Consider the following 11436-nt stretch of genomic DNA (forward strand, 5'->3'; position numbering starts at 1 on the left):
CACATGCACACCAGATATGTATACACCTGCTACAGCTTGTATAGTTCAGAAAAATATAGGAGCAAAAAATGCATTTGTACCAGTTTCATGACCATTTAAGTCATATTTTTCAAAGTCAGTATTGTCTACTGCTTTTATTTCAACTGCTAATGTTTCAGTTTGTATATAGTTTTTGAATGCTTCTACAGCCTTAGCTATATCTTCATCTGAATTAAATTCTATATCTATATTATCTAAAACTTCGAAGTTGCTTGCTTTTCTTATTTGTTGAACTTTAGATATAAATTCTCTTACATATCCTTCATTTATTAACTCTTCTGTTAAGTTAGTATCTAATATAACGAATATGTTGTTTGCCATAGCAACGTCAAATCCTTCTTTAGCATCTATGTTTATTAAAACATGTTCTCTATCAAATTCGAATGCTTCTCCATCTAAATCAACAGTTACTTTTTCTCCAGCTTCTAATTTAGGAACTACTTCATTTGCATTAAGTTTAGCTAATGCACCTGCAAATAATTTCATTTTTGATCCTAATACAGGTCCTAATACTTTAAAGTTTGGTTTTAAGCTGAAGTTCATGTATTCTTCTAAGCTCTTAGCGAATACAACTTCTTTAACGTTTAATTCTTCTTTTATTAAGTCAACAACGTCGCTTATTACATCTTCATATTTACCATCAACTAATACTTTTGATACTGGTTGACGAACTTTTATTTTACTGTCTTCTCTTGAAGCTCTACCTAAAGCAACTAACGCTTTAGTTAATTCCATTTTTTCTTCAAGTTTAGCATCTATTAAGCTTTCATCGGCTTTTGGATAGCTTGCTAAGTGAACAGATACTTCTCCAGTTAAATCTCTATACATTTCTTCTGACATGTATGGAGCAAATGGAGCTATTAATCTGCATAATCCAGTTAATAATTCATAAGTTGTATTGTAAACAGCTTTTTTATCTTCTGTTAATTCAGTAGCCCAGAAACGTCTTCTAGATCTTCTTATATACCAGTTAGATAAATCGTCATTTAAGAATGCTTGTATATTTCTTATAACTCTGTTAACTTCGAATATTTCTAAGTTTTCTACAGTTGATTTTACTAAACTGTTGTATTTAGATAATATCCATCTGTCTAGTTCTGGTCTATCTTTGTATTCAACGAAGAAGTCTTTTGGATCTATATCGTCAGTGTTTGCATATAATGTGAAGAAGTTATATACGTTTTTCATAGTTCCTAAGAATTTACTTTGTATTTCTCTAAGTCCAGCTTCATCGAATCTGATTGGAGTCCATGGTGGAGATACATATAATAAGTACCATCTTAAAGCATCTGCTCCGTATTTGTCGAATAATTCAAATGGATCTACTGTGTTTCCTTTTGATTTACTCATTTTCTTACCATTTTTGTCAAGAACTAAGTCGTTAACAAGTACGTTTTTATATGGTGCTTTACCCATTACGAATGTTGATATAGCAAGTAATGAATAGAACCATCCTCTAGTTTGGTCTATACCTTCACAGATATAATCTGCTGGGAATAATCTTTCAAATTTTTCTTTGTTTTCAAATGGGTAATGATGTTGAGCAAATGGCATAGCCCCACTGTCAAACCAGCAGTCTATAACTTCTTTAACTCTTGTCATTGGTTTACCACAATCTGAACAAGCTATATGGATATCATCTACATATGGTCTATGTAATTCTACTGTAGCTGGATCTACATTTTCTATAGCTCTTTCAGCAAGTTCAGCTCTTGATCCTATAGATTCAGTATGTCCACAGTCACATCTCCATACGTTAAGTGGAGTACCCCAATATCTAGTTCTTGATACTGCCCAGTCTTTTACGTTTTCTAGCCAGTTACCAAATCTACCTTCACCTACGAATTTAGGATACCAGTTTACTGTATTGTTGTTAGCAACTAATTGGTCTCTTAATTTTGTCATTTCTATATACCAGCTTGGGTTTGCATAGTATACAAGTGGAGTACCACATCTCCAGCAGTGTGGATAGTTGTGCTCTATTTTTTCTTTAGAGAATAATTTTCCTTCTGCTGATAACCATTTTATTATTTCAACATCTATTCCATCTTCCATTACGAAGTGACCTTCCCATGGAGTAGCTGTAAATTTACCATTTGAATCAACTGGTTGTATAACTGGAAGTTGATATTTTCTACCACAGTTGTAGTCATCTTCACCGAATGCTGGTGCAGTATGAACTATACCAGTACCATCTTCTGTTGTTACATAATCAGCGCAAGTCACGAAGAATGCTTTATCTGTAACTTCTACGAAAGGCATTAATTGTTCATATTCCATATATTCTAAATCTTTACCTTTCATAGTTTCAAGAACTTCATAAGTTCCTTCACCTAATACTTTGTTAGCTAAATCACTGCAAAGATAGTATACTTCTCCATCTTTAGCTACTTTTATATAATCTACTTCTGGATTTACTGTTAATGAAACGTTTGATGGTAAAGTCCAAGGAGTAGTTGTCCATGCTAAGAAATATTCATTTTCAGCATCTTTTTTCTTGAATTTACATATTACTGTATTAGTTTTTACTTCTTTGTATCCTTGTGCAACCTCGTGTGAAGCAAGACCAGTTCCACATCTTGGGCAGTAAGGTACTATTTTATGTCCTTCATATAGATATCCTTCTTTGTTGAATTTATCTAATATCCACCAAACTGATTCTATATAGTTGTTGTCTAAAGTTATATATGGGTTGTCTAAGTCAACTTCATATGCCATTCTCTCAGTCATGTTTCTCCATTTTGCTTCATATGAGAAAACTGATTCTCTACATTTTTCGTTGAATTCTTTTATACCATATTCTTCTATTTGTTGTTTATTTGTAAGTCCTAGTTCTTTTTCTACTTGTAACTCAACTGGTAAACCGTGAGTATCCCATCCAGCTTTTCTTTGAACTTGGTATCCGCTCATAGTTTTATATCTACAAACCCAGTCTTTTAATGTTCTAGCTACAACGTGGTGTATCCCTGGATTACCATTAGCTGTTGGTGGTCCTTCGTAGAATACGTAACTTGGATCATTTTCACCTTTTTCTAGCGTTTTTTCTAATATGTTGATGTCTTTCCAATATTTTGACACTTCTGCTTCTGCATCTTTAACAGAAGAATCAACAAGTGGCTTAAACTTAGCCATAATATCACCCTTTCTTATTTTTAAATTGCCATTATTTTCTCAATTTTCAAATTATACATACAAATGCTAGTTATCAATATATACATAAAACGTATATATATTTAATAATTCAAAAATTTTAAAATTAAAATATAATTGCTATTATATTAATAATCAATTATTTACCCAATAAAAAAACTCCTCCCTATACAAAGGGACGAGTTATAATCGCGTTACCACCCTAATTTTACATACTAAAAAAAATAATATGTAACACTCTATAGTTTAACGGCACTAACCGGCTCAGCTTAATAGATAAAATCGTTCAGCCTACAGCTCCAGAGTGATTTTCAACTTTCTCATAAATATTGGCTTTCACCTAATCCAACTCTCTGTAAAGTACTTAAAAGTCTACTCTCTCTATCACAGCTTTTATTTTTTCAATTATACTTGATAATTATACAATAATTCATTTATTTCGTCAATAAAAACATATTCAATTCACAATGTTATGATATTTCATATTATTACCAATATTTATTATTATATACATTTTATTTTAAATTTTTTAATATAATCCAAATGTATATTATTCATTTGTAACAGCATCATCAGTAGATTTTTTATCTACTTGGTTTGTATCTTCTTCAACTGCTATTTCTTCTGTAAATAAATCAGCACTATCCTCCATGTCTTCTTTTATATAACTACATTCTCTAAAAGGCATTTCACAGCTTTCATCTACATCATAGAATATTTCGTCTAAAGTTTCTAGTTCTTCTTTTATTAATGATTTAAATCTATTTCTAAATACTTTAAATTCTCTTACTAAGTTATCATATTCTTTTTTTAGTTCTAAAATACGATTATTAGTTTCGTCTATTATGTGTTTTGATTGAAGTTGAGCTTCTTCTACTATTATTTTTGCTTTTTTATTTGCAGCTACACAAGTATCCTCTGCAGCACTTTGAGCTGTAATTAAAGTTGCATTTAGTGTTTCTTCTATACTTTTGTATCTACTAACTTGTTCTTGATATAAAGTAACCTTTTCTTGAAGGTCCATATTTTCTTTATATAAAGCTTCAAAATCCTCAGTTACTATTTTTAGAAAATCATCAACTTCATCTTCACTATACCCTCTAAAGGCTCTTCTAAATTCTTTATTTTGTATCTCAATTGGAGTTATCATCCTCTAACCTCCTATATAAATCTTTATAAAATAATTTTTGCTTTTACTTTTGTTCTACCCTTTTTTGTTAAATCTCCTACTTCAATAATAGCTCTCCCATGACCTCTAACAGATATGAGACTGTCAGATTTTATTTCTCTTGATGGAGATATTATCTTTTCGTAATCTACATTTACTCTTTCACCTTTTATTAGCTTAACACTATCATTTCTAGATAAGCTGTAAACTCCACTTATTATTGAATCTACCCTTAAAGACGAAACTGTAAAAGATATCTCCTTAAAGTTATGCTCGCTTTGTACGATATCTTTTACAGTTATTTCTTTAACCTTAACTTTATTTCTAGAAACTTTATCTAAATTAATAATTATAAAGTCGCATATATCTTCACTTACAACTACTTGACAGAAGTTATCGTGTATTAATATATCTCCAATTTTTTCTCTTTTTATACCTAAGTTTAATAAGGCTCCTAAATAATCTCTATGAGAAATTGCTTTAAATTTAAAGTTACCCTCAATTTGTATAACTCTTAAATCACTTTCTACATCATCTTCCTCAATATAGTATGGAAAAATATATATTAGCTGTCTTTCTGCATTTTCATATCCACCGTCTACTTTATATTTTAAATCTGATTCAGAATTTAAAATATCTATAGCATTTTTAACTTCAAATGGATTTAAAAATTCTGTAGCTTTTATATCGTAATTTTTCAAACAACTATTCGCCTTATCAATTACTTTGTACATTTTATTTTTTAGTTCTATATCTTTGATATGTGCTGTAAGTTTTAACTTTTCCATTTTATAAGAATATAGAGTATATTACTCTTTGTAATATTTGTATTAATAAAATTGCTATTAATGGTGAAAAATCAACAGGAATTGACACATATCTATATTGAACTCGTCTTATAGGTTCTTCAATTGGATCAGTAATTACGCTTAATGCTTCGTAAATTCTACTCATTCTAACTGAAGGTATCCAGCTTAATACGCATTGTATAACTATGATGAATGATATTACATCTAATAATCTTATTAGTGATACTCCCAATACGCTCATATTCTTGCTCCTTTATTTAATTATTTTTGCCAAGGGAAAAAGGCCTTACTTTCTAATTCTTTTTTCATGTTTGCGTCTATATCAACATTACTTGGCGCTAAGATAAATATAGCTCTCGATACTTTTTGTATTGTTCCATCTAGTACATAAACAGCTCCACTCATAAAGTAGAATATTGCTTTTCTAGTATCTACATCTTGAGCTAATCCTTCTAAATTAACTATCACTGTTCTTTTTTGTTTTAAGTGATCTGCAATCACTGTTACATCTTCATATTTTTTAGGTTCTACTATTACAACCTTCATTGAACTTGTTGTATGTAAATTTACTATTTTGCTAGTTGTAGCAGCTTTAGATGATGATCTTATTGCTCCGATATCGTTACCCACCATATCTTCTTCATTTTCTTCTAAATCTGTGTCCATTTCTTCATCATCATAATATTCGTCCTCTTCTGTCATCCAGTTTTTAAATTTTGAAATTAGACCATTTGACATTATTTCCATCCTCCTTTAAATTTATAATAAAATACTTAATATTTTTAATTATATTTTTTATTAATATAATCCTTATCGTAAATTAATTTTAGTTATTGTAATTTCTAGGTCCAAAAATCGCTGTCCCTACCCTTACAATAGTTGCACCATGTTTTATTGCTAGATGATAATCATGGCTCATTCCCATAGATAAAGTGCTCATTTCAACATTTTTTAAAGAAAGTGAGTCTATTTCTAGAGATAAATCTTTTAATCCTTTAAATACTGATTCTATAACTTCATCATCTTCTACAAATGGAGCCATAGTCATAAGACCTTTTATTCTTATATTAGGATATTTTTCTGATACCATTTTTACAAAATCAACAACATCATCCTTATAAAGACCATGTTTTGTTTCTTCTTTTGATATATTAACTTGTACTAGACAATCTATGATTCTATCTATTTTTTCTGCTCTTTTTTGAATTTCTTCACATAAAGCCTCTCTATCTAGAGAGTGAATCATTGTCACTTTATCAATTATGTATTTTACTTTATTTGTTTGTAAAGTTCCAATAAGATGCCAGTTTACCTTATCCCCTATAACTTCATATTTTCTAGCTAACTCTTGGGGTTTATTTTCACCAACATCTGTTATACCTGCATCTATAGCTTCAAAGACAGCATCAACATCAACTGTTTTTGTAACTGCCATTAAATTAACTTCTTGTGGATTTCTTCCACAGTCATTACATATTGATGCAATTTCGTCTTTAATTTTTTCTATATTTGATTTTATACTCATTTATTAATGTCACCTGCTTACTTTAATATTTTTATTTATAAAATTTGGATATAATAATATTCTATCATATAAATTCAATTTATTTTCATCCTTATTTTTATTATAATCCACATAATAATATTTTGCATCTTTATAATAATTTTTGCCTAAACCTACAAACTCTGGCATATTATTTTCCTCATTTATTACATAAACGCCCAATTTATTATTTTTTTCTACAACTGACTCTACGGGTATTTTAAATCCTTTTATATTTTTATATATTATATCAAATTCTTGAACTCTTGTATTGTAAATTGACATATTTTGTTCCATAATTTTTATGACTATTACCTCTTCATCTTTTTTTTCATATATTTTATCTATCTTTGCCTTAATTGCTTGTCCATTAGAGATTATTTTTAAATCTTGTGCTTCTTTAAAATGATTCTTATCTTTATTTTGAAATATGCATATATAAGTTTCATTTGGATTGATTATTCTAAGTGCTACTTCTGATGAACTAACTTTATGAGTATTGCTATTTATTTTTATAAAATTATTTTCTAAAGAATCCAATATATTTGAATTTATATCATCTAATTTGTCTAATTTAACTTTTTCATAATCATTATCATATTCAAATGATACTATTCCAGAAGTAGGTGATATATTTTCTGTATAGTATTTTTGTTTTTGATTTTCTAGTATTTTAAGTTCTTCCTTTTTATTTAATATTATATTTGAGTTCATACTATTTTTCGATTTTTCTAAGTCATTTATTTCATTTTTTAGATCATCTATTTTTTGTGATATTTCTTCATTTTGTCCCGATTGACTTATAGTAAATAAACTTTTATCATTTTTAATTTTTTCGCCATCTTCTACATTATATTTTATGATTCCATCTTCGTTAGCTTTGATTATAGTCTCATCCATGACTACTATTGCCTTTTTTTTAATTTGAAGGTCTATATTTTCTTCTTCTAAAACCATAGTCTTTGTAAAATAGCCAATTGTCCAAATTACAACTTGAACTAAAATATATAACAGTACTATAAGTAAAAATAAATTTGTAAACTTTATTTTCTTTTTCTTCTTCTTAGCCATCTCTACACCCCCTAAAACAATTGGTTATATTATAATTTGTTTTTTTTAATTCTTTTTCCTTTAAATTGCCTCAAAACAAATTATTAAAAATACAAACAGCATATAGTGTTTTTTAACATAATTTAATATTTTTATACAAAAAAAATTACTGTAAAACGATTTAAAAAATCATTTCACAGTAATTCTTGTATAATATTAATTTCTAATTTTTAAATGAATGTATTGGTGCTGGTATTTTTCCGCCCCTATCTATAAAGTCTTTAGATGAGAATTTGTTTACTTTCATTACTGGCGCTCTACCAAGTAAACCTCCAAACTCGACCATCTCACCGACTTTACACCCTGGAGCTGGTATTACTCTTACGGCAGTTGTTTTATTGTTAATCATTCCTATTGCTGCCTCATCTGCTATCATAGCAGATATTGTTTCAGCTGGTGTATCGCCTTCGACAGCTATCATATCTAAGCCTACCGAACATATTGCAGTCATAGCTTCTAATTTTTCTAAACATAATGAGCCCTTTAATACTGCATCTATCATTCCTGCATCTTCTGATACTGGTATAAATGCACCACTTAGACCTCCAACTCTAGAACAAGCCATAACTCCACCTTTTTTAACAGCATCATTAAGTAGTGCTAATGCTGCTGTTGTTCCATATGCTCCGACAACTTCAACACCCATCTCTTCTATTATATTTGCTACAGAATCTCCAATTGCAGGTGTTGGAGCTAATGATAAATCGACTATTCCAAATGGAACGCCTAATCGTTTAGATGCCTCTTGTGCCACTAATTGTCCCATTCTAGTAACTTTAAAAGCTGTATTTTTTATAGTATCTGCTACAACATCAAAAGATTCTCCTCTTACTTTTTCTAAAGCCCTTTGGACAACTCCAGGACCACTTACACCTACATTTATTACTGTATCTGATTCTCCAACTCCATGGAAAGCCCCTGCCATAAATGGATTATCTTCAACTGCATTACAAAATACAACTAATTTTGCACAGCCAAATCCCTTTTTATCTTTTGTAAGTTCAGCAGTTTGTTTAATAACTTGACCCATTTGTTTTATTGCATCCATATTCATCCCAGCTCTTGTTGAACCTACATTTACAGATGCACATACTTTATTAGTACATGCTAAAGCTTCTGGTATTGATTTTATCAATATTTCGTCGCCTTTAGTATATCCTTTTTGACATAAAGCAGAAAATCCCCCTATAAAGTCTATTCCTAACTCTTCGGCTGCTTTATCTAAAACTTTTGCAAATTCTACATAGTCTTTATCATCACAAGCCCCTGCTATTATAGATATAGGTGTTACAGAAACTCTTTTATTTACAATCGGAATTCCAAACTCACTTTCTATCTCTTGTCCTACTTTTACTAAATCTTTAGCACAAGTAGTTATTTTTTTATATATTTTTTCTCTTGCTTTTTCTCCATCGGAATCAATACAATCAAGTAAAGATATACCCATTGTTATAGTTCTGATATCTAATTTTTGTTCTTCTATCATATTTATAGTTTCTAGTATATTCTTAACGTTCATGATTTCCCTCCGAATTAAATTCTATGCATTTTATTAAAGATTTCTTCTCTTTGAATTCTTGTCTCTACCCCTATAGATTCGCCTCTTTTTTGTAAAGCTTGTTTAATTTCTTCAAAAGATTTAGGACTTTTTTCTAAATCAACCATAACTACCATTGTAAAAAACTCATCCATCAATGTCTGTGTTATATCAATGATATTGACATTTAATTTAAATAATTCATCAGATATTGCTGCTACTATCCCAACCTTATCTCTACCTATTACAGTTAAAAATGCTTTCATAGTTTGATTCCCCCTTTATATTGATGATTTAATTCTATGCCTCTTTTTACTCATTGTCAAACATGACGTATATATTTTAATTTCCTATATATAAAAAAAGAATGCCCTATATAAACCGAGGTTTATTATGGCATTCTTTTTGCAAATTAAATTTAATTATTTAAATTCAATATTATTTTTTTGTTATTACATCTACACCCATGTATGGTCTTAATACTTCTGGAACTACTACAGAACCATCTTCTTGTTGGTAGTTTTCAAGTATAGCAGCTAAGGCTCTACCTACAGCAAGACCTGAACCATTTAATGTATGACAGTATTCTGCTTTAGAATCTTTGCTTCTTTTGAATCTTAATCCAGCACGTCTAGCTTGGAAATCTTCACAGTTTGAACAAGAAGATATTTCAACGTATCTGTTGTAACTTGGCATCCATACTTCTAAGTCATATTTAAATGCTGCAGTGAATCCTAAGTCACCTGTACATATTCTAACAACTCTGTATGGTAAACCTAATTGTTGTAACAAGTATTCAGCATTTGAAGTTAATTTTTCTAATTCATTGTAAGATTCTTCTGGAGCACATATTTTAACCATTTCAACTTTGTTGAATTGATGTTGTCTTACTAGACCTCTAGTATCTCTACCTGCAGAACCAGCTTCTGATCTGAAACATGGAGTATAAGCAGTGTAGTTTAATGGTAATACATCATATGAAAGTATTTCATTTGCATGTATATTAGTTAGAGGTACTTCTGCAGTTGGTATTAAGTAGTATCCGTTGTCTACTTTGAACATGTCTTCTTCGAATTTTGGTAATTGACCAGTTCCTAAGAATGAATTTGCATTAGCCATGAATGGTGGTATAAATTCAGTATATCCGTTAACTCCTGTATTTGTATCTAAGAAGAAGTTATATAAAGATCTTTCTAATCTAGCACCTTTATCTTTGTATAAAGTGAATCTTGAACCAGTTATTTTAGCAGCTCTTTCAAAGTCTAATATATCTAAATCTGTTCCTATTTCCCAGTGTGGTTTGAAATCGAAATCAAATTTTCTTGGTTCTCCCCATGTTCTTTCTTCTATATTATCCGCATCTGTTTCTCCTTGAGGAACTCTTTCGTTTGGAACATTTGGTATTCTAAGTAATCTATATCTTAATTCATCTTGAACTTTTTTAACTTTTTCATCTACAGCTTTTATTTTATCTGATAATTCTTTTAATCTAGCTTTATCAGCAGTTACGTCTTTTCCTTCTTTTATAAGTTGAGGTATTTTTTTAGATTCGATATTCATCTCATTTTTCATTACTTCAACTTCTTTTAATAATTCTCTTCTTTCATCGTCTAAAGCTACAACAGCATCAAGGTCAAATTCTTTTTCCCCTCTTCTGTCCATAGCTTTTTTAATATCATCTAAGTTTTCTCTTATTCTTTTGATATCTAACATTTTTTTCCTCCTAAATATTTTATGTATAATTGCACGTCTCATACAATATAAGCCCAACGTATTTATCCAATTTAACTATATTTTATTCATTTAAAATTATCTTGTCAATTCCCTTAAAAAATATAGTCTATGTAGTTTATAATAAATGGTCTCCCTAAAATATAAAATTTAAATATAATTCCCATTATGCATTTTTGAAATTTTACAAAAATAAGTACGCTAAATTTTAAGAAAATATACCTTTAATTTTCTGAAAAAGATTTCCTTATATATAATGCAATTTACACCCTACGAAATAAAGGTATCTAGTTTTACGGCGCAAAGTGTACAAAAGGGAAAAAGTGCAAAAATATTTACAAAATTAATA

The 11436-nt window shown here is 29.5% G+C and carries 10 protein-coding genes and 1 other annotated feature; all 10 genes read right to left on the reverse strand.

Annotated features, from left to right (window positions below; genetic code table 11):
* Positions 1-45 precede the first annotated feature (45 nt).
* On the reverse strand, positions 46-3171 hold the full coding sequence (ileS, locus tag I4U58_RS09210; RefSeq protein WP_195931007.1) for an isoleucine--tRNA ligase: 3126 nt from the start codon (positions 3169-3171) through the stop codon (positions 46-48).
* A 189-nt stretch (positions 3172-3360) separates the two neighbouring features.
* Positions 3361-3586: a binding site (T-box leader), on the reverse strand.
* Positions 3587-3739: 153 nt separating this feature from the next.
* Positions 3740-4339: a DivIVA domain-containing protein gene (locus tag I4U58_RS09215; protein WP_195931008.1), complete on the reverse strand. Its 600-nt coding sequence runs from the start codon at positions 4337-4339 to the stop codon at positions 3740-3742.
* A 23-nt stretch (positions 4340-4362) separates the two neighbouring features.
* Positions 4363-5058 carry a YlmH/Sll1252 family protein gene (locus tag I4U58_RS09220; protein WP_330605536.1) on the reverse strand — a complete coding sequence of 232 codons (696 nt, stop codon included), beginning with the start codon at positions 5056-5058 and terminating at the stop codon, positions 4363-4365.
* Positions 5059-5146: 88 nt separating this feature from the next.
* Positions 5147-5407: a YggT family protein gene (locus tag I4U58_RS09225; RefSeq protein ID WP_195931010.1), complete on the reverse strand. Its 261-nt coding sequence runs from the start codon at positions 5405-5407 to the stop codon at positions 5147-5149.
* A 20-nt stretch (positions 5408-5427) separates the two neighbouring features.
* Positions 5428-5904, reverse strand: coding sequence for a cell division protein SepF (sepF, locus tag I4U58_RS09230; RefSeq protein WP_195931011.1), 477 nt, complete (start codon positions 5902-5904; stop codon positions 5428-5430).
* Positions 5905-5992: 88 nt separating this feature from the next.
* On the reverse strand, positions 5993-6691 hold the full coding sequence (locus I4U58_RS09235; protein WP_195931012.1) for a YggS family pyridoxal phosphate-dependent enzyme: 699 nt from the start codon (positions 6689-6691) through the stop codon (positions 5993-5995).
* 9 nt (positions 6692-6700) lie between these two features.
* On the reverse strand, positions 6701-7780 hold the full coding sequence (locus tag I4U58_RS09240; protein ID WP_195931013.1) for an HlyD family efflux transporter periplasmic adaptor subunit: 1080 nt from the start codon (positions 7778-7780) through the stop codon (positions 6701-6703).
* Between the two features lie 202 nt (positions 7781-7982).
* Entirely contained in the window at positions 7983-9338 is a 1356-nt protein-coding gene (locus I4U58_RS09245) for a PFL family protein (protein WP_195931014.1), read from the reverse strand.
* Between the two features lie 14 nt (positions 9339-9352).
* Positions 9353-9622 carry an ACT domain-containing protein gene (locus I4U58_RS09250; protein WP_195931015.1) on the reverse strand — a complete coding sequence of 90 codons (270 nt, stop codon included), beginning with the start codon at positions 9620-9622 and terminating at the stop codon, positions 9353-9355.
* Between the two features lie 172 nt (positions 9623-9794).
* A complete protein-coding gene (gene serS / locus I4U58_RS09255) occupies positions 9795-11069 on the reverse strand; it encodes a serine--tRNA ligase (RefSeq protein WP_195931016.1) in 1275 nt (424 codons plus the stop codon).
* Positions 11070-11436: the final 367 nt, after the last annotated feature.

It is taken from the genome of Clostridium sp. 1001270J_160509_D11 (assembly GCF_015667935.1).
Lineage (GTDB): Bacteria > Bacillota > Clostridia > Peptostreptococcales > Peptostreptococcaceae > Intestinibacter.

Bases quoted from the DNA above. Each gene is read 5' to 3' on its own strand.
- I4U58_RS09215 (WP_195931008.1), bottom strand. From the start codon at position 4,339: ATGATAACTCCAATTGAGATACAAAATAAAGAATTTAGAAGAGCCTTT.
- I4U58_RS09250 (WP_195931015.1), bottom strand. From the start codon at position 9,622: ATGAAAGCATTTTTAACTGTAATAGGTAGAGATAAGGTTGGGATAGTA.
- serS (WP_195931016.1), bottom strand. From the start codon at position 11,069: ATGTTAGATATCAAAAGAATAAGAGAAAACTTAGATGATATTAAAAAA.
- ileS (WP_195931007.1), bottom strand. From the start codon at position 3,171: ATGGCTAAGTTTAAGCCACTTGTTGATTCTTCTGTTAAAGATGCAGAA.
- I4U58_RS09235 (WP_195931012.1), bottom strand. From the start codon at position 6,691: ATGAGTATAAAATCAAATATAGAAAAAATTAAAGACGAAATTGCATCA.
- I4U58_RS09225 (WP_195931010.1), bottom strand. From the start codon at position 5,407: ATGAGCGTATTGGGAGTATCACTAATAAGATTATTAGATGTAATATCA.
- sepF (WP_195931011.1), bottom strand. From the start codon at position 5,904: ATGTCAAATGGTCTAATTTCAAAATTTAAAAACTGGATGACAGAAGAG.
- I4U58_RS09245 (WP_195931014.1), bottom strand. From the start codon at position 9,338: ATGAACGTTAAGAATATACTAGAAACTATAAATATGATAGAAGAACAA.
- I4U58_RS09240 (WP_195931013.1), bottom strand. From the start codon at position 7,780: ATGGCTAAGAAGAAGAAAAAGAAAATAAAGTTTACAAATTTATTTTTA.